21 protein-coding genes are annotated in these 26,825 nt (G+C 37.9%); 8 read left to right on the plus strand and 13 right to left on the minus strand.

The window, feature by feature from the left end:
• Positions 1-55: 55 nt before the first annotated feature.
• Together ACMA47_RS24435 and ACMA47_RS24440 are read right to left on the minus strand one after the other, a co-directional pair.
• Positions 56-838, minus strand: a complete 783-nt coding sequence (locus tag ACMA47_RS24435) for a FecR family protein (RefSeq protein ID WP_413931891.1) — start codon at positions 836-838, stop codon at positions 56-58.
• Positions 839-1,279: 441 nt separating this feature from the next.
• On the minus strand, positions 1,280-1,861 hold the full coding sequence (locus tag ACMA47_RS24440; RefSeq protein ID WP_413931892.1) for an RNA polymerase sigma factor: 582 nt from the start codon (positions 1,859-1,861) through the stop codon (positions 1,280-1,282).
• Between the two features lie 242 nt (positions 1,862-2,103).
• On the opposite strand from ACMA47_RS24440, the gene ACMA47_RS24445 reads away from it, so the two are divergent.
• Positions 2,104-3,399, plus strand: a complete 1,296-nt coding sequence (locus ACMA47_RS24445; protein WP_413931893.1) for a hypothetical protein — start codon at positions 2,104-2,106, stop codon at positions 3,397-3,399.
• Between the two features lie 511 nt (positions 3,400-3,910).
• Positions 3,911-4,279, plus strand: a complete 369-nt coding sequence (locus tag ACMA47_RS24450; protein ID WP_312992994.1) for a hypothetical protein — start codon at positions 3,911-3,913, stop codon at positions 4,277-4,279.
• Positions 4,280-4,840: 561 nt separating this feature from the next.
• On the opposite strand, the gene ACMA47_RS24455 is transcribed toward ACMA47_RS24450, so the two are convergent.
• From ACMA47_RS24455 to dinB, 4 genes are all read right to left on the minus strand, one after another.
• Complete coding sequence (locus ACMA47_RS24455) at positions 4,841-5,530, minus strand: O-methyltransferase (protein WP_413931894.1); 690 nt, start codon at positions 5,528-5,530, stop codon at positions 4,841-4,843.
• 235 nt (positions 5,531-5,765) lie between these two features.
• Positions 5,766-6,218, minus strand: a complete 453-nt coding sequence (locus ACMA47_RS24460; RefSeq protein WP_002981425.1) for a PA2169 family four-helix-bundle protein — start codon at positions 6,216-6,218, stop codon at positions 5,766-5,768.
• Between the two features lie 65 nt (positions 6,219-6,283).
• Positions 6,284-9,328, minus strand: a complete 3,045-nt coding sequence (locus tag ACMA47_RS24465) for a DNA polymerase III subunit alpha (RefSeq protein ID WP_413931895.1) — start codon at positions 9,326-9,328, stop codon at positions 6,284-6,286.
• A gap of 11 nt (positions 9,329-9,339) precedes the next feature.
• A complete protein-coding gene (gene dinB / locus ACMA47_RS24470; RefSeq protein WP_214588923.1) occupies positions 9,340-10,488 on the minus strand; it encodes a DNA polymerase IV in 1,149 nt (382 codons plus the stop codon).
• Positions 10,489-10,566: 78 nt separating this feature from the next.
• Here dinB and ACMA47_RS24475 point away from each other — a divergent pair, with 78 nt between their 5' ends.
• Positions 10,567-11,346 (plus strand): XRE family transcriptional regulator, encoded by a 780-nt coding sequence (locus ACMA47_RS24475; protein WP_413931896.1) that lies wholly within the window; start codon positions 10,567-10,569, stop codon positions 11,344-11,346.
• Between the two features lie 49 nt (positions 11,347-11,395).
• Here the strand turns inward: ACMA47_RS24475 and ACMA47_RS24480 are convergent, their stop codons facing one another.
• The 7 genes from ACMA47_RS24480 to ACMA47_RS24510 all read right to left on the minus strand — a co-directional run bounded on the left by ACMA47_RS24480 (position 11,396) and on the right by ACMA47_RS24510 (position 17,508).
• Entirely contained in the window at positions 11,396-12,421 is a 1,026-nt protein-coding gene (locus tag ACMA47_RS24480) for a tetratricopeptide repeat protein (protein WP_214588921.1), read from the minus strand.
• A gap of 27 nt (positions 12,422-12,448) precedes the next feature.
• Entirely contained in the window at positions 12,449-12,769 is a 321-nt protein-coding gene (locus ACMA47_RS24485) for a hypothetical protein (RefSeq protein ID WP_413931897.1), read from the minus strand.
• Positions 12,770-13,049: 280 nt separating this feature from the next.
• Positions 13,050-13,559 (minus strand): hypothetical protein, encoded by a 510-nt coding sequence (locus ACMA47_RS24490; protein ID WP_413931898.1) that lies wholly within the window; start codon positions 13,557-13,559, stop codon positions 13,050-13,052.
• Positions 13,560-13,622: 63 nt separating this feature from the next.
• Positions 13,623-14,600: a hypothetical protein gene (locus ACMA47_RS24495; protein WP_413931899.1), complete on the minus strand. Its 978-nt coding sequence runs from the start codon at positions 14,598-14,600 to the stop codon at positions 13,623-13,625.
• A 10-nt stretch (positions 14,601-14,610) separates the two neighbouring features.
• Complete coding sequence (locus tag ACMA47_RS24500; RefSeq protein WP_413931900.1) at positions 14,611-14,967, minus strand: hypothetical protein; 357 nt, start codon at positions 14,965-14,967, stop codon at positions 14,611-14,613.
• Between the two features lie 23 nt (positions 14,968-14,990).
• Positions 14,991-16,082: a putative toxin gene (locus ACMA47_RS24505; protein WP_413931901.1), complete on the minus strand. Its 1,092-nt coding sequence runs from the start codon at positions 16,080-16,082 to the stop codon at positions 14,991-14,993.
• Positions 16,083-16,110: 28 nt separating this feature from the next.
• Positions 16,111-17,508, minus strand: coding sequence for a hypothetical protein (locus ACMA47_RS24510; protein WP_413931902.1), 1,398 nt, complete (start codon positions 17,506-17,508; stop codon positions 16,111-16,113).
• A 624-nt stretch (positions 17,509-18,132) separates the two neighbouring features.
• Between ACMA47_RS24510 and ACMA47_RS24515 the strand changes: the two genes are divergently transcribed.
• The 5 genes from ACMA47_RS24515 to ACMA47_RS24535 all read left to right on the plus strand — a co-directional run bounded on the left by ACMA47_RS24515 (position 18,133) and on the right by ACMA47_RS24535 (position 26,774).
• Positions 18,133-18,657 (plus strand): sigma-70 family RNA polymerase sigma factor, encoded by a 525-nt coding sequence (locus ACMA47_RS24515; protein ID WP_413931903.1) that lies wholly within the window; start codon positions 18,133-18,135, stop codon positions 18,655-18,657.
• A gap of 95 nt (positions 18,658-18,752) precedes the next feature.
• Positions 18,753-19,649 (plus strand): FecR family protein, encoded by an 897-nt coding sequence (locus ACMA47_RS24520; RefSeq protein WP_413931904.1) that lies wholly within the window; start codon positions 18,753-18,755, stop codon positions 19,647-19,649.
• A 158-nt stretch (positions 19,650-19,807) separates the two neighbouring features.
• Positions 19,808-22,882: a SusC/RagA family TonB-linked outer membrane protein gene (locus ACMA47_RS24525; protein WP_413931905.1), complete on the plus strand. Its 3,075-nt coding sequence runs from the start codon at positions 19,808-19,810 to the stop codon at positions 22,880-22,882.
• 11 nt (positions 22,883-22,893) lie between these two features.
• Positions 22,894-24,267: a RagB/SusD family nutrient uptake outer membrane protein gene (locus tag ACMA47_RS24530; RefSeq protein WP_413931906.1), complete on the plus strand. Its 1,374-nt coding sequence runs from the start codon at positions 22,894-22,896 to the stop codon at positions 24,265-24,267.
• Between the two features lie 2 nt (positions 24,268-24,269).
• Positions 24,270-26,774 (plus strand): alpha/beta hydrolase family protein, encoded by a 2,505-nt coding sequence (locus ACMA47_RS24535; RefSeq protein WP_413931907.1) that lies wholly within the window; start codon positions 24,270-24,272, stop codon positions 26,772-26,774.
• Positions 26,775-26,825 lie beyond the last annotated feature (51 nt).

The following is a 26,825-nucleotide window of genomic DNA, read 5'->3' on the forward strand; positions in this document are numbered from 1 at the left end:
AGTGCGCTAACACTCCGGCATCTTTTTTTGGGCCAACATATGAAACTATAATTCTTTAATTTTTGATCTGGACCCTCCTTCCCGTAACTTTAAATTGTAAATCTGTAATTTTTTCAAGTGTATGTAGCACGCTTGACAGTTTTTTCTCCCTGTTGATGGTTCCGACAACTTTGGTATCTGGAATAGTGCTAAAGTCCACATCAATATCATACCAGCGTTCAAGCTGCCTAAAAACCTCTTTCAACGAAGTACCGTCAAATTGAAAATCACTCACAGTCCAGGCCGTGAACGCTTCGGTATCCACATTATTGATGGTAAATACGGATGATTGTGCTGTTAACTTCCCTTGCTGCCCTGGTTGCAATAGGACTGGTTTATCATCCTGTTTACTCGTGAGTACAACACTTCCACTTACCAAAGTAGTAATGATTGCAGGTTCATTGTCATAAGAATTTATGTTGAATTTTGTCCCTAGGACTTTCAATTTCTGATCTCCTGATATAACAATGAAAGGTTTATCTGGCTTGTGCGTTACTTCAAAGTACCCCTCTCCCTGAAGCTCTACTGACCTTTCTTTTCCCGTAAACTTTGTAGGATATTTTAACTTTGATTCGGCATTCAACCAGACCTGTGTACCATCCGCTAATACCGTTTTGTACTGTCCTTTTCGGGGTGTCGTGAGCGTCGCATATTGCACAGAAGCCTGTGAAACAGTTTTCCCATCAACGTAGGTAGTACCATCTGCATCAATTTTTACTGTTTTACCATCAAGGTCGATAACTCTCCCATCGTCAAAAGTCAGTGTCGCCTGATCCTTTCCTGGATCAATGTCAGCCATTGCCACATCAACTTTTTCATCACTAACATTTCTGGACTGATAATATCTGTAAAGAAGTATGGTAAGCGAAAAAAACAACAATATCGAAGCAGCCGCAGTCCAGATAGTGATCCGTCTGTAACGGGATTGACGTTGTTTTAAGCGACCATGTAATTTTAGAAGTTCTGAGGAAGTCGTAGCACCTGCAGCATCCCTTTTTAGAAGTTCCCGAGCAACGTGCTCCTTATCTTGTAATTGCTCAAAGAAAGTACGGTTCGCACTGCTCGCGTTGAGCCAGATCTCAATCGTTTTCTCTTCAAGGATGGTCAGATCCTCCCCTCTGACAAACTTCGTTAGAAGCGGAACAATCTTTAACTCCTCAAGGATTCTGTGCTCTTCCATTGGTTTCATTTTAAATAGAAACCGGAAATGCCTATTTGTTGTCTCAAAAAAGTTAAAAAATTATGAATAAATTATTAAAAGTGCAATTCCAGCACCTGAGAGGGATTTTTTTAAAATTGTAAGCGCTCTTGATTTTTGGGTATTTATTGTACTGACAGGGATACCGAGCTCTTCGGATATCTCTTTTGGCGTATCGCCGCTGACAAGCCTGCCCATGATAAGCCGATATGGTTCAGGCAACAGATCAATCGCTCGATAGAGCTCTTCATATACTTCGGTCTGAACAATGTTATCCAGTACATTTTTGTCAAACTCATCCAAATTCTTCGTATACAAATCAAACCGCTTCTGATTTACTTTCTGCTTTTCAATAGTTTTGATACAGCTGTTTCGTACTGAAATATAAAGGAAAGCTTTGATATTTGACATGGTTTCAAATCCTTCCCTTCTGTCATATAGCTTCAGAAATATATCTAGTACAATATCCTTGGAAATTTCCATTCCGATATTCAGAAGTAACCTATCTGCGAAAAATACCAATGAAGAGTGAAACATTGTGAAAATCCGATCAAAAGCCAGTTTATCACCGCTTTGAAACTGGGAAAGCAGTGCCCTTTCGTCGATCAAATTTCGGGATGTCATAACAGGGCAATTGGTAACTCTTGAGTAAAGTTAGAGAATTTTAATTTTATTCAGAAATCTTTATTTACAGATATTCCTGCGATATAGCTTTTTCAAAGCTTGCTAATTAATAAAGATCCCGTTACTATCTGTATCGATTTTTTGCCTTTTGTCAAAAGTTTTAAGTTTTTATAGGCTTAATTTAGTTTCGATAATTCATTGGACAAAGAAATACAGCGACACTAACCTTTAAACCAGATAACATGTTAACAAAAATTTTCAGAAAACTAATTTGTGCAGTATTTGCAATTATGCTGCTACAGTCATGCGAAAGGGATATGGAAAATTATCCTCAGAACGATCAAACCTCGATAGCAAAAAAATGGTACGAGGATAACGGGAAACCTTTTCCCTTAGATTGGAAAAAAGCACAGCTCATAAACGGAAATAAAAGTACCATGCTCGTGGTTCCCGTGCAGGACGGCACAATCCTAGGTTGGGGATATTCCATGCAGCAAAACCTGATTTTTACCATTGAAGGAAATAAAGTAGCCAGCGCCAATAAGGTGAGCCTTTTCGCAGATACAAGAACCGTGGCGGAATTTTCCGAACAGGCTATTTCTAATTTCGTTAAAAAACAAGTGTATCGAGGTGACGAGCTTGGGAAAGTATATTATATGGTATATGATCTTAATGATACCTTGTTGTACAGCCAATCACTTGACTCAAGTGGGCTGAAAATGGTAAACCTTCAATTGAAGACTAAGGTTGCCGATACCAACGTAAACAAAGAAAACAGCAAACCTGACACCAGTAAAAATATACCTGTTGTATGCAGCGAGTGGTATCTGGTACAGTACTACGATGATGGTACCGAATATTGGACTTATCTATATACAACGTGCAGCGGTACAGCAACCGGAGGTGGCGGCGGAGGCGGCGGTGGTAATCATGGAGGTGGTAGTGGAGGCACTTCAAGTACATCTTTCGTGGTAGCTGCACCTATAACCACTATTGACATTCAGGAGCGATTGAAATGTTTCAACAATGTGGTAAATGATGCTAATACAAAATACAAGGTGACTTTAAATGCACATAGAATAGACCTTAATTCTGATAAACCTGGTCACGCTTTTCTAACAATTGAAAAATCAAACGGTACTCAGCTTCAAAGGCTTTCTTATGGATTCTACCCGCAATCTGGTCCATCGGCGGCTACCATGCTGCCAGTTACCAGTGCAATGGGGGAAGAATCGAGTGATTATAAGCGAAAAAGTGATGCAAGATATAGTTTGTCTGTCACCAAGGCGCAATTCGACGCAATCATAAGCCAGTCTATTGCCCTATCAAAAGTCCCCTATGACCTCAATGATAACAACTGTACACATTATGCTACCGATGTTTTTAATTTACTCCTACCAAGTAATGGACAGTTAAACAATAATGGATTTTTAACACCAGATGGCGTATACACATATTTAGCAAATTTAAAACAGGCGGGCAATCCAAATGTCACATTAGGTCGGATTGATCCTCCAACTAGCACGAATTGTCAATAAAGGATATGAAAAGAAAATTTACTATAGGAATTGTACTATCTGTTCTGGTGATACCCAATACACCGGTTATAGGTACGGAGATACTGAAGGCCATTGACGGTGACCATTTTCGGTATGCTAATGCAAACGCTTCTTTTACCGGTATAGAGTACATGGAGGTTTTTCACCCTTGGATGAGCAAGTGGGTAACATTTGGATTCATCGAGGCTACGAGACCGCAAATGGCCAATATGGAAATTTTTAGGTTGTATAGAATTAACCCGTTTTGTTTTTGGCGTTGGCGTTATTATTTAACCGTAAGCAAAAATTTTGAATACCGCGACTGGGAAAAAATAAAGCCGAACAGAGTTCCCTTTAAACCATCGAATAAATGGCAGGACTTCTGACTTTTTCTAATAAAAACCAGTAAAAGTAATATCATGCAATAAATGAGCTCAATGGACTTCTAAAACTCAGATAATGCAAATCGCCCGCAACTGAACTAAAAGCTATGAAGAGGAAAACAATTAGAATGATGAGGAAAACAATTATTATAGTGCTAGGCATTATGATCCTACTTCCCAATGTGCCTTTTATTGGAAAGGATATTCATCGCTGGTTAGATGAGGGGTATTTCAGATACTCCAATCTTGATGGCTCATACAGGATAACCACAGATTTTGGTTTTAAAAGCCCCGGATTCTCAACTTTTGGTTTTGAATATTGGATTAAAGAGACATCTCCAGCCAAAGAAAACCAGAGGCTTTACAGATTGTACAAGATTAATCCATTGTGTTTTTGGCGATGGAGCTATTATCTTAGGCATAGTATCCATTTAGATTATATGGACCCCAGTGTCATTGAAAAGAATATTGAAAAAAAACAGACAACGCGAAAGTAATGTGTCATCGGGCATCTTCAAATATTAGCTAGGTCATAATCTTAAAAACTCCCAAGAAATGGGAGTTTTTTATGTGATTAGCTCCATAAAAAAACGCACCTTTAAAAGATGCGTTTAAAAACTAATAACCATGAAACGTATTAAAACCATAAGTGGCCTCATACGTGTATTTGAAATATACTATATTTTGTATGTTGACAAATAATTATTGACCATTGAACGACCTGAGCGAAGGTTCTCAATTTTCAGGTGCAAATTTAAGCATTAATTTTAGATCAGCCTACGGGTTTCCGTAATGGCATTAAAATCATTTTTCTTTATCAATACCTTAACATCCTTTTTCCGGGAAGACCAACCTCAATCTCCTACGTTTAAGATACCCGAAAGGTCATGCTAACATCTTCCTTTTCCACAAACCATTTCCTGAAAGATAGAGTGCCTTGCATCCAGTCTCATTATGTCTCGGACTGACAGACAAAGTGAAAAAAATAGACTAATCTCACGACTAGTCTACAATATACTATTAAGATGGTTAGTTAACTCTTAACCAATATACGAAATTTAAAGCTTAATCGTAAATTCCATCGCTTTTTTTGGATATACGGTTGTAGAAAGATATCCATTTGCAGGATTACGTACATACTCAAAATAGTCTTTCATGGAAGGTTGAAATCCCTGAACATCATCCACAAGGATCACGGCGCCCTTTTTCAATTTCGGCTCGATCAGCTTGAATACCGCATATACCATGTCCGGCCATCCATCAAGAAGAACAAAATCCCATTCCACATACAGATCCTTTAAAGTCTGCATCGCATCCCCTTCCAAAATCTCTACATGCTCATGGACACCTGCTTCAATGAGGTTTTGCCGGGCAATTTTAACCTTATGGGGTAAGTACTCCGTTGAAATAACTCTACCTCCGTTGTCCTTCGCGGCTTTTGCAAGATAAATCGTAGAAATTCCAAAAGATGTTCCAAATTCCAGGATATTTTGCGCATTTAGTGCCCTCGCCTGCATATAGATAAAGGTACCTTGATACGGTAATATCGGTATATATTTATCCTCATAAAAGCTTTCATTTTCCGTCTTCCAGTCTATACCCCTGCCAAAGAACTTAAATGCTTTGGGCATGAAATGAAAAACCATAGACCAGCCCTGCTTGAGAGCTTCTTTATACAGCCTAGCCAATGTATTTTCAGCTCTGCTATCGTGTAGAACTTCAAAAAGTTCTGGGGTTACTTTGGGCATATCACTTCCTTAAATTAAGTTATTAAGAATTATTCTAAATAATAAAAGTAAGAAATATAATGCAGATAGTACTTACATATCCCTAAAAAGTCCTTTTAATCCGCTTACATCATCATTTGGGCCTGAATCTCTAATACATACAATTATTTTCTGTATAATCTCCTAAAAAAAAAAAGCTGTGTTAATAAATCAACACAGCTTTTCAACCATTTTCTATACAATCTAATCCTTATTTTTATTTGCTCAAATCTCTGAGAGCTTTGACCGCATCATGGCTCGCTTGGATACCATCCTGTTGTTTTAATAAAACTTCACGGACATCTTCTCCGAGCTCATTTTCCTGCAGTGCGTCTTTGTATGCCTTTTTAATCGCATCTTCCCCACGTTCACATTCTTCCAGAATACTGTGACGGTCACTACCGCCAAAAGTTGCCTTTATATCGATCCAAGCGCGATGTAATGTTCCAAGGACCGTATTCCCGTCTTCTGGAACTTCACCCTTGCTTCCCACAAGTCCGGCAAGCTCTGTAATATTGCTTCGGCTTTGTGAGGCGAATTTTTCAAAGGCAGCTTTAAGATCTATGTTTTCGGCATTAATATCCCTGATAGCTTTTTCAAAGCCTTCAGCTCTATCGTTGTTGATCTCTATTAAATCATTTAAGACTTCTACAATTTTGTGATTTTCCATTTCCTATCTGTTTTTCTAAATAACCGATCCCCGGAACAATTTGTTTAAAATTTCTTCAAAAGAATCTAAAAACGTTTTCGGGGAAGTCCTATTTCATGCTCCTGCGGATAAGGGGCCCTGAAAGTCATACTTACATCTTCCCGAATCCGCTGTTGCGCTTCATATTTCTTCTCTTCATCATGGGAATACCGGGGGTCAGGTATAAATGGCATCTTGGCCATTTTGGTGATCGTAATTGTCGGAAAATGGAAATCAACTTTAACAATCCCCAATAGAAGATAGCATCCCCCACCCTGAAATGGATATTTTTCAAGGCAGTCAGCAAAATGAGCTGTATCAAAATAGTTTCCCTGAACATCTATCCAGGTACCAAAGTACATTGTTCCCTTTTTTGTAGGAACATGTTTCCTTGAAATCAAGTAGGCAAGCATCTTCACCTGCTTTTTGTGATGTTCTGTAAGATCTTTGGCCATAACAGTTCCCCTGTACTTCGTCTGAAGTAGATCGAAAGGTGTACAGGATACCGGAAAACTTAAAATCTCGATTTCATCGAAAGCATCCTCAAACACATTTCTTTTTAACTCCGGAAATTTGTATTCCTTGATCGGTTCTTCAAAAAGAGTCTGAAATCTTTTCTCTGGTTTAAAATCCCCCAGTAGAATGCGCGCTTTGAGCAATAGTTCATTCTTTGGAACACCTGAAAAACGGAATGCTCCAATAAAGATCAACGTCTGCAAAGTCTCAATACCAATTGGAACTCTCTTGATAAAATCTTCCATTGACCTATACTCCCCATTTGCCTTTCTTTCCTTTGGTATCAGCTGAGCAAGTTTCGATTCAACTTTTTCAAGCAGCATCAGTCCCAGATATATTTCCTCTCCATAAATCGTTGTTTCGTACTCGCTTTTATTGACACATGGATTCAATATAACACCCCCTGACATCCTTGCCTCGTGTACATAGACCTCTGTCCTATAGAAACCGCCCATATTATTTATCGCCGAAACCATAAACTCCAATGGATAATAAACTTTCAGGTACAGCGATTGATAACTCTCTACTGCATAAGAAGCTGAGTGAGCCTTACAGAATGAATACCCTGCAAAAGATTCTATCTGTCTATAAATTTCCCGGCTCAGTTCCTCTGGATGCCCTTGTTTTCTGCAAGATGCAAAAAAATCGTCCTTAACTTTTTGAAGTGCACTTAAAGACCTACCTTTTCCGCTCATAGCTCTTCTCAGTATATCGCCATCGGCAGCAGACACCCCGCCATAATGAAGCGCAATCTTGATCACGTCTTCCTGGTATACCATGATGCCGTAAGTATCTCCTAGCTGCTTCTCAAAGACAGGATGGAAATACTCAAACTTGTCAGGATTGTTATGTCTAAAAATATACTCGTGCATCATTCCCGATTGGGCAACACCAGGACGAATAATGGAAGAGGCGGCTACCAATACTTTATAGTTATCACACTTTAACCTTCTGAGCAATCCACGCATAGCAGGCGATTCGATATAGAAACAACCTATTGTCCGCCCATGGCTTAGATATTCATTACATTTTACTTCATCTTTGGAAATAGTGGTATCCTTAATATTTACCTTAATTCCCCTCTTTTCCTCTAAAAGCCTGACTGTATCGTTGATAGTACCTAGCCCCCTTTGCGATAAAATGTCAAATTTTTCAAATCCGATCTCCTCGGCAACATGCATATCCCACTGTACGATAGGAAAGCCCTTTGGGGGCATTTCAAGAGCCGTAAAGTTTGTGAGTGGTTCCTCGGAAATAATAATCCCGCAGGAATGCATACTCCGCTGGTTTGGGAATTTCTCCAGCAGCTTACCATACTTCTGTACCTGCTTCACAATATCATCCCGAAAAACTCTTTCGGGATTTTTACTCAGTTCGTCAAGCTCTTCTTTTGGAAGCCCAAATGCTTTACCAACTTCACGGATGATCGAACGGTATTTGAATTCGACATTGGTTCCGCAAAAAGCAACGTACTCCTTACCATAACGGTTAAAAATATAATCAAGGATGATATCACGCTCCTGCCAGCTCCAGTCAATGTCAAAGTCAGGCGGACTTTTCCGGTTAAGATTCAGAAATCGTTCAAAATACAGATCCAGCTCTATCGGGCATATATCGGTAATTCCCAAGCAGTACGCAACAATAGAGTTCGCTCCGCTCCCACGCCCAACATGCATAAAGCCCATACTGTTGCTATATCGGATGATATCCCAAGTGATAAGAAAGTACCCACTAAAGTTTAGTTCATCAATTACCTTTAGTTCCTTTTCGATTCGCTTAGTTGCTCCCTCGTGATTTCTACCGTACCGTCTTTCCAATCCTGCATAAGCTAAACGGGTCAGAAGTTTAAGGTCATCGGCCTTTGTACCTGTATAATGTTTTCTATTTCTGGGTGTGGAAAACGCAAATTCAAAGCTGCATTTTGAAAGTACTTTTTGCGTATTCTCAATAATTTCGGGATAGTGACTGTAAATTCTACGTATTGAATCCACAGAACGAAAATATTCTGATTTCCTGCACACTTCTTTTTCTGCAAGCTTGGAAAGCAAGGTATTGTTATCAATGGCGCGTAAAATCCGATGTAGGTTATATTCTTTTTTTGTGCTGAAAGTAATGGGACAAAGAATAACCATTTTATATAACAGTTTGTTATATTCCGGTCTTATCAAAAGATTGAGTTTATCCTCGTAGATTCCTATATATTCATTTTCTTGGAGGTTGTCCGGAATATTACTCAGTGGATATAGGATAAAGTTGTAGGCTAATTCCGGTTGCAATGGTAACTCAATCTTATCGCAATTGTACGAAGTCAGCATTTTGTTTACTTCTGCAAGCCCACTAAACTCTTTTGCAATGGCTATATAGTATAATTCACTTCCGTTGCGCACCTCAACACCAACAATCGGGCGGATATTATTTTCTTCGCATTTCTTTTTAAATTCATAAACTCCGGTCACCGTATTTATATCTGTAAGAACAAGTTCCTTTACCCCCAGTGCTAAAGCCTGAGAAATAAGGTCGTCTATGGATAACGTGCCATAACGAAGACTATGATATGAGTGACAATTTAAAAACATACTTGTACATGCTAACGTGAAAAATTGAACCCAACAGCCCGTCCAACCGCATCTTTACCAAAACGGTTCTTGATATTATCCATCGCCTGGTATAAGCTGATAAGCTCCGCATTATCTTCAAAAAGATTCATCTGATAACTCCCGTGAACAAGGTCCGTAAATCGCAAACCAACCAAACGGAGCCGCATACGTCTTGTGTAAATCTTATCAAATAGTTCCAGTGCAACTCTCGCTAAGGTGTGGTCAGAGGATGTATAACTCACCCTGCATTGCTTGGATTCGGTGTCAAAGTTTGAGTATCTGATCTTGATCACCACGGTTGAGGTCAGCCATTTCTCTTGCCTGAGCTGATGGGCAAGCTGCTCCGCCATTCCTGATATCAGACCTTTTACCTCATAGGTATCCATTGTATCGCTGCTAAATGTCCTTTCTTTGGAAATGGATTTCCTCTCAGAATATGGAATGACAGGAGTTTCATCAATACCGTTTGCTTTCTTCCATAAGTCTGTACCATTTTTGCCAATCATCTGCTGCAGGATTTCCACAGGCATTTCCGAAAGTGTGCCTATGGTTCTAATTCCGACCCTCGAAAACAATTGAAAAGTGGCATTGCCCACCATCGGCATTTTTTTTATTGAGAGCGGATTTAGGAAAGACTGTACACCTAAAGATGGTATTTCACGGTGTCCGTGAGGCTTTGATTCGCCAGTTCCTATTTTGCTCACAGTTTTGTTAGTCGATAACGCATAACTTATCGGTAAACCTGTTTCCTTTTCGATCTTTGCTCCAAGCTCATTTGTCCACTTGTAAGCCCCAAAAAATTTATCCATCCCTGTCAGATCGAGGTAGAATTCATCGATGGAAGCTTTTTCCATCACAGGCGCACTTTCCTCTATAACCTCGGTAACCGTATGGGACATTCTGGAATATAGTTCCATATCCCCTTTGACAACCTTCGCCTGTGGGCAAAGGCGGAGCGCCATTTTCATGGGCATTGCTGATCTTACACCAAAAGTTCGAGCCTCATAGCTACATGAAGAAACTACACCCCTGTCCCCACCACCAATGATCAGTGGAATTCCGTTTAAACCGGAATTAACCAATCTCTCACAGGACACGAAAAACGTATCCAGATCCAAATGTACAATCGACCGTTCCATTTTTTACTAAATTATTTAGCAAAGTTGATAAGATTATTCACAAATTACAGTACATTTGTTGTGAAAAATATTCACAAAATGTCAACACTCTCAATTTTAGCGGATAACATAAGGTATTTAAGACTACAGCAAATTCCTGAAATTTCGCAACAGCAGATCGCGGATAGACTGGTTTTGACAAGGGTATCTTATGCAAAATATGAGACAGCAAAGGCTTCACCCCCGTTAGATGTTTTATTGGCGATTTCCAGATATTACCATATCAGCACAGATTTATTGCTCACTGTCGATTTAAGAAAATATAAACTGCAGGAGATGTTAAATCTCCCTGATAATAGGATCTTGCTTCCTATAAAAACGGATTCAGTTGGGGAGAACAAAATAGAAATAATACCTTATAAAGCATCAATGGGATACTTATCAGGCTATGCCGATCCTGAATATATAGAGAATTTACAAACAATGTCCCTACCCTTTCTCCATAACGGAAAATACAGGGCATTTCCCGTAGAAGGTGATTCGATGCCACCTTATAAGGATGGAACATACGTTGTAGGAAAATACATAGAAAACATTAAGGATATTAAAATTGGTAAAACCCATGTACTAATAACTAGATCAGGATTTACTTTCAAACGTATTGAAAAGATAAATGATAATTCTATCACCGTCGGAGCGGACAATACATTTTATGATAGTTATGATATTCCATTTAGTGATCTTTGGGAAGCCTGGCAATATGCTGGCAGTTTCTCCAGTAAAGAACTGGAAATAATTGATTTTGCAAATGAGGACATAAAATCGATGCTCATAAAGTTGATGCAGGAAGTTCGTGAACTTAAAAACAAAGTTAGCTAAAAACAATGTTTTAGCTAACTTTTTCACAAACCATCAATCACACAAAAATTTAATTTTTCAACCTAATATCCTCGTATTTTTTTCTTTCCGTTTTCAAAGAAACGAGCCACTCCAAATACATCCCTTCCGGCATATTTCTATACCCTATCTTATGGATATGATTGTATTCTTTATTTAATGAGGCCAGAAGCTCTTTTGATTTCGGATCAGAACGTTCCACTTTCTGATATTGTTCTTTGTGGGTTTCAGCCCGTAAAATTAACGCTGTTACTAAATTAGGACTGATCTGCAGAGCCCTTTCAGCACACTTGATTGCAAAGGTTCCGTCATTATCCGGAAAAGAACGCTTATAGGCATTTGCCAGATCAACAAGACATAACCCAAGGCTCTCGCGATTGTCAAGTGCTTTCATATAAACTCCATTTTCAATAGCATTTAAATGGATAAATCCCGAAGCCATCAACCAGGCATCCTGTGGAAAGATGCCACTTGTTAACTCTGTATTATACCAACCGATGGATTTTATATTGTGTTTAATATAAATATGGTTCGGAGCCAATGCAAGATTCGCTTCAACACCTAATTCCTCTGCAAGAATTTTATATAAGTAAGGTAACGAATTACAGTTTCCTTTCTGCGTAGTAACCAGTTTTGAAACAAAAAGACTTGTCAGATCTTTGTGCCCGAAAACGTCTTGAAAATCATAAGAGAATGGTTTATAACGAACAGTATCTTGGTTGATTAAAATAGGTGTCTCCTCACAGATAACTGAAAAGATTGCTGCATATTTACTAACGGTCTCCTTATCTCTTTCATTATAGGTAAGATCACGATTGCGAACGATTGTCTTACAAAAGTTGCCCATAAATTTAATTTTTCTGTCAACTTCAACCGTATCTAGCTTTCCCTGATAATATGCATTTTCTACACTCAGTACAGCAGTCTTAAAACTATATTTCTGTTTATCGTTCAGCATATTATCAATAGTCAGATATGCTTCATTATAAAATCGATTTTCCTGTGACTTGACAAAACCGGCAACCAAGAAAAATAAAAAGATATAAAAGTGTTTCATAATTTTGATACCCAAAAAAGAGCAGATTTAAAAATTTGGATCATCTAAATGATCGATGATATCTATTGCAAGTATGTCATCTGGCTTTCGATCATACTGAGAAAGGTAATAATCTATCAAAAAGCCTAAATCTTTAAGTGAACAAAGGCGTTCGTAGGTCATTTCACCATCTTTAACTATATTTCCCATTCCCCTTTTTGACTTGAAGAACCTGTATATTGTATCAACTCCCACCGAGAACTCTCCATATAGGATTATTTTCTCATAATCTATATCGCTGAATTCTTCACCGAGTAAATCATTAATTGTATTTCTTCTGAGCGCTTTAATAATTTCAACTAATTTCATGACTATCTGCATTTTAATTTTTAGTCCACTAGATTCAAATAAAAGTAAAATTCCAATTTGTGCTTGGAATCTTTCACAATCCCATTTTTATACAGATCATTCACTGCTTTAGCATATAATTCTTTGATAGCAACCTCATTATCAGATTTTGCCGTTACAATAACATTATAATCTACAACTTTAGATGAATCAACATTTGGTTTATCACTTTTCTTATTACAGGGTAAGAATTGTAAGAATTATAAGAGCACTCGTAACTTTATTCATATTACACCGTTTTTTATTCAAAACCCGGATAAATAAAATTATAATGGCCAGTCTTTATTCTATCAACTATTGCGAAAGGGGGTATGACAACTCCTATTTCCGCGTTTCGATTTTCGCCTTCCAGTTTACCTACTTTTGTGAAACTCTCATCATTAATTTTCCATACAAACCAATTAACGGAAACTTTTATTGGTTCTTCTCCAACTTTTTTACCATAATCATTTGTGTCGCGGAATAATACATCTTTTAAAGCTGGATAAACAATGCTTTTTCCTCCCTGTTTAAATAAATCTTGTTTTACTCCGATGTTGATCATAGTATGCGCATGAAAGTCAATATCACCCGCTAACAGTTCGGAAAAAACAGGAATTTCATCAGCTGGATATTCTCTTTTAAATGATCTAATGACATCGCTGTTTAATTGGTTAAGGTCATTAGCAACGTATTGAAAATATTTTTTATTTCCATTGTCCAATGTCACTGAGAATATATCTCCAATCTCTGTTTTTACTCTTTTAGCCATTAATAATAGTGGTATTGTCAATGTTATTTTGAAAACCTAACAATATCAATTTTTGAGAATTATTTATTTTAAACTATCTTTTATCCATTGCGCAGATTTCAAAAATCTTTTTGCAGTATCATCGCTCCATTGTACCCCATATTCAAACTTATGATTTATACAATTTTCATTTTTCAAAACTGTCTTAGCAAGTTGTAAAAGTTTGGAACTACCGATTCTCATGCTTAGTTCATCTAACTTTGTTAACCAACTCGATGTAGTTTTGGCACCTCTCGATGTATCAAAGAAATGAATTAGCTGAACTTTAATTTCAAAGTCTTTCCATAGATCTGCTGATATTGCAAAATTCAGAACGTCACTAATAATTTTATAACAGCATTGGTTATTTTCCACTTTATAATTTTTCAGATAATCCATTAATCCAGTGTCGTTTGCTGTTACTAATTTTAAAATCTTTTTAAAACAGATTACATCATGGTGAAAAGTTTTCTGATTTAGAATATCCAATATATTTTTCGAAGTTGATAGCTTAACTTCCACAGTAGCTTTTCTGAAAATACTTCGGGATTGTTCAATTTTTATAATGTCTTCCAAAAAGTTGCTATTCGGTGAAACAAAATAGTTATGCTTAAGATAAACCGTAATATGAAAATAATCTTCCGGTGAATAAGTAATCATCTTGTCCTTCACAAAACTTGGGATAATATTTCCGAGCAAAGCTCCCAATCTGGCGACGTATAAAGACCTTAAAAAAGCTCCATGAAATTCATTATTATAATGCAACAGTTTTGGCAGGATGTACTTATAGCTATTCTTTTCAATTTCTGATGAGATCAGTTCCTGGAAGTTAATCTCCAAATCCTTTTCTGCTTTCAATTGGTCTTCCCTATCATTAGTTAATTCTTGATGATACAGAAGTAATTGGTCAAACCAATCTTGAATTTTTAAAAAATCGCTTTCAGAAATATTTAATGCTTCGGCTAAAGCTTTAGATTCCTTCAGGTCATCATTTTTAAATTTTAAATATGGATTGTCCGTCATAAATCTGAATTTAGATCATTTCCCCAAATTTCACTTTTTTACCATCGATAGTATAGGGATATATTTGCTGAAATCTGCTTTCAGGTGAAAGTATTAAATCCACAACCAATACATCCTTACCTTGATATCTTCCGTCCTGAGCAATAGCATAAACCCGAACATCCCCATCTTTTAAATCATCATATGCTCCAGCCAACAAAATATCATACATTTCTTTTGAATCAGTTGATTCCGAATAAGCAGAGATATAAGCTAGGTCACCATTTGCTCTGACATAGGTAGCATAAGGGGCAAATTCTCCGCTTTCTGATAAAAATTTTTCTGCTTGCTCCTTAATAGCGCTAAGCAATATTTGAACATTTGTCATCTTTAAATATAATAAAATTGGAATTATGTGCAACCTGGTACACCAGCACAAGGATCTTTAGGTTTTGGCACAGGAATTAGTTTTGGGGCCGGAGCAGGTGTAACTCTAAGGTTATCAATTTTAGGCTTTGCCGGAGGCGTATATCGTTGAATATTAATGCCGGAATTTTTAAGGGGTTCGCTTAATTTTGCAGATTCATTAATTTTCAAAATTGCTTCCTGCCCACTTGCTTTTGAAATTTCCTGCTGACCCCTAAGCTGTTTGGTAAAAGATTGTTTGGCAACGTGCTTTATTTCCACTGTTCCTCCTTCTTCTGTCATTGCGTCTGGAATAGTTTTTCCTGTCTTTCCAGTCTTAGGATCGGTGTATTCATAGGTTTTGGTATTTTTCTCTTTTCCCATTTCGGCAAGCTGTTTTTCTTCAACATATCTACCAAAATTGAAATGTTCTTGCTGAGCTTTTGTTACGGCTTCACTTTGCTTGGTTCCGACTTCACCAGTCTTCGTAACTGTTTCAATTAAGTTTGGTTTTATTGAAGATTCTTCAAATAATGGCATTAGACGAAACCACCAACAACATTCGGTAGCGTCTTCTGGTGCTAAACCTGTGGGATCTTTAAATCTTACAGGGTTATTGAACGACATGCTATAGGGACTCCAACTTGGAAATTCCTCACTTAAAGGATCTGGACTGATCCACCTGCCGTGTGTATCTCCGATCGGTTGTGCGTCCGGATCATCAAGGTCTACTTCAATAAAATTAACGATTTCACCTTTTTTCACATTAAACCTTACCGATCCGATTGTGACTATGCTATCCTGATCGTGGAATTCCAGATACTTTCCTTTGCTTAACGTGGCTACTTTCGGATAGTACCCGTACTTTTTGAATGGGTTTCCCGCCTCAATGTTTTTTCGCCTCCTCTCAGCTTCCGTAGGGCTTAAGCTATCCCTGGTCTTTAAAACCTCATCCATGTAGGGACGAGAACGTTCTTCCTTTGTCAGTCTGACAGGATTTACCCATTCCTTTTTGTTGCTTATCTTTTTGTTTTGTTTTACCTGTCCCTGGCTAAAGCCAATAAAAAACAGTAAAACAAAAAATAAAATCTTTCTCATTATTGTAGTTGTATTTTGAATTATCTGGTTATAAAAATTCCTTTGGAATTGCATATACTTTTGGACTTTCCTTCTTAGGGACGATAGGTTTTATATTTTTTGCAGCTTCCCTTTGTTTTTGTGCATTCAATATCCTCAAACGTTCTGCAATCTCCTCACTCTTTTGCTTATTCTCCGTCGTTTTTAGAGAACCCAGCCATTGTTCATATTGTTCCGCAGGCATTTGGGCAAAACCTGACTGGTCTATGTAATCAAATCCAGTCTTTATTTCCAGAAATTGGTTTTCCAGCAGAGGATAATTCCTGATCTTTTGCAACTGTTCCTTATTTTCAGGGTCAATATTAACGCGGTTACAGGCCTGCATAAAACGCATCTGATCGGTGTTGCTTTTCCATAATGTCGCATTTATATTATTTGGATTGAGCTCCAGTGCTTTTCCTAAAACTTTTGCAACAAACTCATCATAGCCAAACTTATGGATATATCCACTGGCAAGGTCAACATAAGTCTGTGAGAGGACTTCTCTCTTTGATAGGTTCTGCATATAAAGCTTGTTCTTTAGAGCTTCAGCTTTAATATATCCGGAATTCAACACAAAAGAGTTTGCAGAAAACATTCCATTGGTAAGCTCAACACTAAGAACTTCGCCGTCCCCATCTTTAAAGCGTATATAAGAATGATTGGGTGACACAACAAGAAAGGCCTCTGCACCAATCTGTTCTGCTAACATCAAATACAAAAGTGGCATGGAATGACACTGCCCAGTATTTGTTTTCATCAATTTGGAAACAAACATCTTACTGTAATCCTTGGCACCCATATAGTCTTCAAAGTCATATTTGATTGCCTTATGGATAACTTTTCCATTCTGCTTTGTATCCTGCGCAAAGTATTTGAATATTGCAAGATTCTTGGCCACATTATCAGAATCATCTATTGCACTCCTTTTCATCTGTTGCCTGATCATGTTAGTAGCTTTCTGAATCTGCGTTTGATATGCTGACTGAAAATTACGGTCATTGTTGTTGTATGCATTTTCAACCAGAAAAACAGCGTCTGTAATGGAGTAGCTTTCAGGGTCGAACTTCATTAAGTTATCAAAAGCCCTGTAATAGAAATCCGTTCCTTTTCTATCGGATAAAGAAGTAAGCATATAATTTTTCACATACGATTCTTCCCTGATCATTGCCATTTGACGATCTACCTCTTTATTGATCTCATCCTGATCATCTCGGGGTGTAACCTTTTTATAATAATTTGAAGTCGCATTAATATTTGGAGAGTTTGGTCTATGGCTGGGTTGATTATTCAGACTTTCAGGTACACTGTAAAGATTGGAAACACCTGGTCTTTGCGGCAGATTTGGAATCTGTCCATATATGTAATGATAGCATAAAAACAAGCTAAATAATAATATTTGTCTCATCTCACAGGTGTGTTTTTCAAGGTTAATTTTGGCTTCGCAATATATTTTATTTTTAATAGTCTGGCTTCCGTATTTTCACGGAAATTTGAATTAAATTCTCAGGCCAGCTATTTATTATCAATGATTTAAAAGCGAAACTAAACTGTCAAAACGTCAAAACCTGTCGTATCATAATCTAAATTATTACGGCTTTGCACTCAAGTATTCTTGGGTAAATACAAAAGGCATGGAACAAGGTGCTATTGCTAGAGAAGGTACTGCGAAGAACCCAAAACCAAAATAGACGACCTAGCCCATGCCCATATTTTGAGACACAGGCGTAAGTCTGTCAATATTTTTGGTTTTTTTAGAAGTTCGCAGTTTCTCTCATCCAAATTTGACAGCTTACGCTTTTTTTTCCGATAAAATTAGGGTGCTAATATATAAATATTTTTACAAACGAAAATTATTATCACTAAAATATGATATAAAGTTCAAAATTAAATTATAATCGGTATATACTACTATTTAGCATAACATCCTTTAATTTTTATACCATAAACGTACAAATATATTGCTAAAATAAACAATTTTAATAAAATATACTTAAATTTGTGTACTGCGAATTATCCTAAATAACCAAAAATGCCATTATTCTCACGCAATAAGAATAGTTACGATGTTATGTTTCAGAAAATTTATGAGACATATTGGAGCCGTATGTTCGCGATGGTATCCCGAAAAGTGAAGGATCGTGATGATGTCTTGGATATATTACAGAATATTTTTTTCCATTTATGGAATTATCGAAAATCTTTAACAGAACAGAATGCGGAAAGCGTCATTATAAAAACCTGCATTCAGGAAATTTCAAATTTCTCCGTACAGCAGAAAAAAATTCCTTACACAATTGAAGTCGCTGACATTCATTTATCCGATGATTCATCTGACCGATTACAGGCAATTCTTGAAGAAGAAAAAGAGCTTGAACTTTTAAGGATAAATATTGAACTGCTACCTGCGACACGAAAAAAAATATTCACCATGAATAAATTTGAGGGCTTGACACAGGAAAAAATTGCCAATAACCTCAATCTATCCTCCAAAGCGGTAAAAAAACAGATCTCAAAGGCTATGCTCTTCTTGCGTGAACACCAAAATCATAGTTAAATTGCGTTAAAACTTCTTAATTTTAGTTAAAGTCCAATTTTTAGGGGGGGGCTATTGCAGCTACTTTCAGGTATACATAATAAAGCCCTTTTATTATGGACAAGAGAAAACAGCCCGATCAGCTTTCCTTCGATGAAGCAAAAGAATTATGGGATAAGCTCGGAAATAAAGCAGATGCCGAGCTGGAAACTCCGACAGAGCAGGAAAAAAGAGAGTTTCATCAAAAACTTTACGCCAGAATAGAAGCTCACCAGGCGAAAAAAAGAAAGATAAAAACTATTCGATATACTTCCCTGATGATTGCTGCCGTACTCGTGTTAATCGGTAGCGTAATTTCATACCGCTCTCTGTACCTTCCAGATGTCTATCAGGCTACTCAGAATGTCTTGACATTAACCCTAAAAGATGGTTCCAGCGTAACGCTGTCCAAAGGCGCAAAATTAACCGTTGAAAAGTCTTTTCCAGCTGATACAAGAGAAGTAATTCTTGAAGGTGACGCAGTTTTTAATGTGACCAAATCAAAAATACATCCCTTCATCGTTCACGCAGGATCTTACCAAACCAAAGTTTTGGGTACAATTTTTAAAATCACACAGGACAATCAACGGTTTAACGTAGATCTTTACGAGGGCAAAGTTCAGGTTATAAAAGCGGAAAAACCGACAGAAACCTTTATAATTAAACCCAAACAGACATTTTCCAACTTCGGCTCAAAGGATGTTGCAACCATTGTTGCCACCAAAACTGCTGATACAACGCTAAAGAACAATACAGCGACAATCTCGTTTACGGATTTAAAGCTTATGGATGCCATAAAAATTTTAGAAGATACCTACGCCGTAGAAATTCAGTACCCTTCTACCGCTTCAAATTCAAAACTTAGTGCTACAAAAGAAAAAGCCACTGCAGCGGATATGATTAGACTGATCTCCCTAAAACTAAACCTAAATACAAAAAAAATAAATGATAAAACATTTCAATTGGAAGAATAGACTTTGGTTAGTCCATACTTCTGCACTGATCCCCTACTCCTAAAACAAACTGACCTGGATGAATAAAATTAAAAAGACCGACGGTTGCACCCGTCGGCCGCGTATTCAACCAATAACTGTTCGATCCATTATTAATTTTTAAATACTATGCAAAAATAATGAAAAAAGTTTGCAGCGCAGTACTATTGATCCTAATACTATCAATAACCTGCCAAGGGCTCTATGCTCAGGAAAAACTCTCAGCAAAGAGGGTAAATTTTGAAACCGGAAAAACAACTGCTTCACAAGCAGTCGAAAAATTCCTCTCCGAAAATGTAAAAGATAATATTTACTCAAGTGATGATCTTAAGGGTTACACTGTTCAGCCCACCAAATGTAAAAACGAACCGGTATTAGACTGTCTCAATAAAATTTTAAAAGACGTCCCTGTGGAGACTATTATCGACAATAATAGCGTTATCATCAGGCCGAAAAAGATTAGATCCACAGGGGCTATAATTGAAAATTCTTCTCCCACATTTGCAAAATCCGATACCGCAAGCACGGTGTACAATACAAAAGTTATAGATGAGGTCATCCTGAACGCCGGATACTACAAAGTAACCAAAAAAGAACAAACGGGAAGTATCGCAAAAGTAGGTGCTAAAGAAATTGAAAACCAACCCATTTCAAATGTTCTGGCAGCTGCACAGGGACGTATGGCAGGTGTCAACATTGTACAAAGCAGTGGTGTTCCGGGCAGCGGCTTTCAGGTACAGATAAGAGGTAAAAACTCGTTAAGAAGTGACGGAAACAACCCGCTTTATATTGTCGATGGCGTTCCAATAGGTAATGAAGTGAAAACTTTCGGATTTACATCCGCTATATTGCCGATGTCAAGCATAAGCCCTTTAAATAGTATCAATCCAGCTGATATTGAAAGTATTGAAGTCCTAAAAGATGCGGATGCAACCGCAATCTACGGCTCCCGTGGTGCAAATGGGGTCATACTTGTCACAACGAAAAAGGGTAAATCCGGCAGACTTAGCGCGTCATTAAATTCATCATATGCACTCAGCAATGTTATGTCAAGACTCAAAATGATGAACACTGAGCAATATCTAAGTATGCGAAGACAGGCGTTTGTCAATAGTGGAATCAGTACATATCCAGCAAATGCTTATGATGTTAATGGTACATGGAAAGCAGACAGGTATACTGACTGGTCGAAAAGCTTAATCGGAAACACAGCAACAGCATCCAATACCCAGCTACAATTAACAGGTGGAAGTGAGACAACATCCTTTCTATTGACCTTGGGACATAATGAACAGTCCACCGTTTTTGGTAATGATTTTAAATATACCACAAACAGCATCACAACCAATATTGCACATCGTTCGAAGGACAAAAAACTGAATCTCGACGTTTCCAACATGTTCAGCGTGCAAAAAAACAATGTTATCAATTCCGACATTACCCGAAGTGCATTTTCACTGTCCCCGAATGCTCCGGCTCTCTATAAGGATGATGGAACATTGAACTGGGAGAATAATACCTGGAGCAATCCTGTTGCAGCTTACAACGCTACATACTCCAACCAGAACATCCAGTACATGACCAATCTTAACATCGCTTATGACCTGTTTAAAAATATCACTCTAAAACTGGGCGGAGGGGTCAACTATCAGGCTTTCGAGGAATGGAATATAAGCCCGAATACCATCTACAATCCTGCCTATGTAACCGGGCAGTCCAGTGCCTATTCAAAGGCTTCTAAAAACAATCAGAATAGGCTTTCTTACATATTGGAGCCACAGGTCAACTATAAATTCAGACATGCAAAACATGCCTTTGAGGTTTTGATAGGAGGTACATTCCAGAATGAAAATAACTCCTATGGGTCAATGAGCGGTACAGGCTTTGAAAGTAATGCACTGATCCTTAACATATCGGCAGCAAAGACAAAAACGATCGAAGATCAATATAACACACAATACAGATATGCCGCATTTTTTGGAAGGTTAAACTATCAATTTGACAAAAAATATATCCTCAACATCACGGGTAGACGTGACGGTTCAAGCCGTTTTGGACCGAATAAGAAATTTGCGAATTTTGGAGCGGTTGGTGCAGCATGGCTATTTTCGGAAGAGAATTTTCTGAAAAATTCAAACTGGCTCAGTTCTGGAAAATTACGTGGAAGTTTTGGGACAACAGGTAGTGACAATATTGGGGATTATGGGTATCTGGATACCTATACGGTTTCTTCATCCATTTACGACGGGGTCACGGGTCTTTCCCCTTCCCGTCTGTTCAATCCGGATTTCAGCTGGGAAAAAACCAAAAAAGTTGAAGCTGCAATCGAGCTCGGTTTATTTAGGAATAAAGTAAATATAAATGCCGCATGGTACCGCAACCGCTCATCCAATCAGCTGGTCGGCTACCAGCTCCCTGCAATGACAGGCTTTTCCTCCGTACTTGCGAACCTTGACGCCACCGTTCAGAATACCGGATGGGAATTGGAATTGAATGCCAGACCGTTTTCCAAAGGAAAATTCCAATGGGAAACTTCATTCAACATAACTTTTCCCAAAAATAAACTTATTTCTTTTCCGGGACTGGAAGGCTCAACATACAGTAACACCTATGTTATTGGGCAGCCAACCTCCATTGTTAAATTATTTAATCTTGAAGGAATTGACCCTAAAACCGGAACCTATATTTTCACAGACTATAATGGGGACGGTAAAATCTCTTCTGCGGACGACGCCAAAGTAATTGAGAACATCGGAGTAAATTTCTTTGGCGGTCTGAGCAGCAGCTTACATTATGAAAACTGGGATTTCTCGTTCTTATTTCAGTTTGTAAAACAGAAAAGCAGAAACTATAATTATATAATCCCTTCTCCGGGCATCATGAACAATCTTCCTGTAGAAGCGCTGGATGTCTGGTCGCCGGAAAATCCAAGTGGCTTTTATCAGCCGTACAAGGCCAATGCGTCGCCTAATCATTCAATATTTCAGAATAGTACGGCATCGGTGTCAGATGCCTCCTTCATCAGGCTTAAAAATGTGGAACTGGCATATAATATCCCATTAAAAAACACATCCTTCAGAAGTATTAGACTATACTTTCAGGGCCAAAATCTTATTACGTGGACAAAGTATTTCGGCATTGATCCTGAATTCACAACCATTGGCTACCTCCCGCCATTACGCACATTCGCTTTTGGCTTAAAATTAAATCTTTAAAATATATCAAAATGAAAACACACATATCAATATACATTATACTGGCACTTCTACTTCTAAAGGTTACTTTATCCTGTGAAAAAATGCTGGAGGTAGATGTACCTGAGAACCAGATACCTACTGAATCGGTTTTTGAAACGGTACAGACGGCCAATGCCGCACTTGCTGAACTATACGCCGGATTATGGAACAGTTCTCCGCTGGCCGGAAACCAAACAGGTAGACTACTGGGAAGTTATACAGATGATCTTACCTACTATGGAACAAATTCCACAACTGGTCTTTACGACATTTTCCAGAACCAGCAGATTGACAGCAATGCTGCAATAAGTACCTATTGGTCCTCAGCATATAGATTGGTGTATGTCTCAAACGCCCTATTGGAGGGAACCGAAAAATCGACAACAATTCCTGTCAGTGAAAAGCAGCGGATCAAAGGAGAGGCACTTCTGGTCAGATCAATCCTTTTTTTCTATCTGCAACAGATTTTTGGCGATATCCCCTATCCTACCTCTACAGATTATCAGGTTAATCAGTCCCTGCCAAAAATCCCATCATCAGAAGTGCTGACACGATTGGAAAATGATCTCAATAGCAGCATTTCATCCCTCACGGATACTTATCGAAGCACGGAAAGGATCATCCCCAACCGTAAGGTTGCTGAACTCATGCTTGCAAAAATTTACATGCTCCAATCCCGATGGAATGATGCCGAAACCAAACTGCGAACGATAACCCAGAGTTCGCTTTATCAGCCTGAAAATGATCTCAGCAAGGTTTTCACAAAAACCGGATCACATATACTGTGGCAATTAAAGCCAAAAAACAATGGCGATGCAACCCAGGAAGTAACTGCTTACTATTTTACGGGCGCAGCTCCTTCAAATTATGCCCTATCCCAAAATCTGGTCAACATTTTCTCTGCTGGTGACCAGCGTAAAAATCAGTGGATGGCAACTGTTACTGTAGGGCAAAATACGTGGTACAGGCCTGCAAAATATAAGATCCTTACAAATAATACCACGGAATACTCCGTGATTTTCAGATTAGAGGAAATATATCTCCTTTTGGCTGAAGCACTCGCCCAGCAGGATAAATCAGCCGAAGCACTTCCTTACCTGAACGCAACACGTCAACGCGCAACGTTACCTGCAGTCGTGATGCCAATTTCAAAACAGGCCTTACTGAATGAAATCCTTTTGGAAGACAGAAAAGAATTTTTTACCGAAATGGGACATCGATTCCTCGACCTTAAACGAATGAACAGACTGAATGACCTCTTACCTACTAAAACAAATTGGAAAAGCTACCATAGCCTTTGGCCTTTGCCACAGAAGGAATTATTGCTTAATCCTAACCTGAACCCGCAAAATACCGGATATTGAACATGAAAAAAATATTAACTTTTCTATTATTCATTCTGCATATCACTGGAAATTGCCAAACGGGGATTACTGACGATACCTTACAGCAATGGATATCGAAATTCCATACACTAAATAACCTCACTTATTCGCCCGATACAAACTTTGTGGCTGTGAGAAAAATATATTCGGACAACAGCGATTCCGCGGTGGTATTGGACGCACACAGACAAGATCACAAGCTGATAAACCTACTTAAAATGCCAAATTATATTTTTCTGAAAAACAGTAGTTTGCTCTCCTATGGAAATGGTATAGCTCAGTTTAGCGATCTTTATGAGAAGAAAACTGTCAAATATGAAAATGTAAGACTTACAGATATCCTTTTTGAACTAAACCAGTACTTTATTATTGATAAAAGCGGACTATTAAAACTGTATGGTTCTGAAAATAATCTATTGCAATCAGTGCCAGATACCCAAACGTTTGCAACAGATAAAAAAACTTTACTGTTTCTATATTTCAAAGAAGGTTCCTCAAATAAAGTGGCGCGTTTAGAAGGCGACAAAAAATTGGAATTATATTCAACCCATCAGGAGATTAAACAAATGATCCTACTCCCTTCCGGCAAAGATTTAATACTATCACTTTCTGATCCAAAGACCCAGAAATTACAACTTGTATTTATTGATACGAAAGATGGAAAGGCAAAAATGCTATCAGATATCGAGCCTCAAAAAGCTGACTTCGTTGAAATCTCTCAGGTTAAAAATGGTAAAGCATATTTTATCACGTTCGCCAGTAGACGCAAAGCATTGAAGGAGAACTTTTTGGATATATGGTACGGAAAAGACAATAATCTAGGTGCAAAACAGGCAGGATCGATGCAGTATAGTTTTTATTTATGGAACAAAGTTACGAACAGCAAATATCATCTACCGGATACTTATGCAATTTACAGTAACATTGACAGCGAAAGGTATGTTTTGGCTTTTAATCCATTGGAGGAATTTAAGAACTTAACATTGCATCCATTTTTAAACCTGAATCTATACGATATCTCCAAAGGAACTTTTACGGAAATTTTTCACCAGGTCACAAAAGACATTGTTCATTCATCTGACGGAAGGTATATTATTGCACTAAACCCAAAAGATCAAAAATGGAACCTCTATGACGTACAGACCGGAGGGAATTTGATTGTTGATAAACAGGCATTGCAGAATCCGACCTTTACCACAGATTTTAGAACCATTCTTTTTGAAAGTTCCAATGACATTTGGGCTTTTGACATTAAAAGCCGGACACTTTCACCGATTGGGATTGCCTCGGGACAGGATGCTAAAATTTTAAATGCTGAGCGAAAAACCACAAATCCTGTATTTGGCTTTAAAATGAATATGGTTGATATGAAACGGCCGATACTGATAAAAAAAGTAAATACCATATCCAATAGCACTGATTATAGTTCGTTTTATAAAGGTAAAATTAAAATTATCTTACCTTCAACCCCAAATCGTATCAAAGAAATCAAATACGATGAAGATTTAAAGAATTTTGCAACAATAGAAGAAAACTTTAATAAGGCACCAAGAATCTTCACTGCAAAAGCTGGAAGCACAACCAAAAAAGAAATATTTACGGTTCAGGATAAAATTGCCCTCACTCTTAAACAGGAAATTGTTCAATATAAAAATTCACTTGGAACGCCTTTAAAGGGAGTTCTTTACTATCCGGCAGGATATGATCCAGGCAAGAAATATCAATTGGTGGTTTACATATATCAGATTAAAAGTACATTGGCCAATTTTTATTCCCTTCCAGCCAATGAACCTACCGGGGTCAACAGACGAACCCTTCTGGAACATGGCTATTTTGTATATGAACCTGACATCGTATTTGATGGCAGGGGGACTGGACTTGCCGCATTGGATTGTGTAGATAGCGCACTCGATGCGATATCGACAAATACAGCCATTGATAAAGATAAAATTGGACTGACCGGACATTCCCTGGGCGGGTATGAAACCAATTTTATTGCAACGCACTCCGACAGATTTGCCGCTTTTATTACTGGTGCGGGATATAGCGATATTACATCACGTTATTTTTCCTATGATTATCATGAACAGAAACCTAATCATACCAGGTTTGAAACCGGACAGTATGAAATGAACAAACCATTTTCCGAGGATAAAGAGCTTTATTTAAAAAACAGTCCAATAAATTATGTGGAGAATGTAAAAGCACCCATTCTTATCTGGAACGGTGTAAAAGACGATATTGTACCACCTGAACAGGCCATGGAATTCTTTATGGGGCTGAAGCGCAACAACCTTCCTGCTGTTGCCTTATTCTATCAACAGCGTGAACATGATCTAGGATGGAATACAAAAGAAAGTAAGGACATGAACAGAAGATCTCTGGAATGGTGGAACTATTTTTTAAAAAGTAAAACCGACACTCCATGGATCTCCACAGAGATGAAAAGGGATGCTAATTGTGACTGTTGCACAACTTCACCTTAGCATTTTAAAAGGACAGCAGGAATACATTCCTGCTGTTTTTTATTTACATAA

The organism is Chryseobacterium sp. T20, from assembly GCF_047345655.1.
Taxonomy (GTDB): Bacteria; Bacteroidota; Bacteroidia; order Flavobacteriales; family Weeksellaceae; genus Chryseobacterium.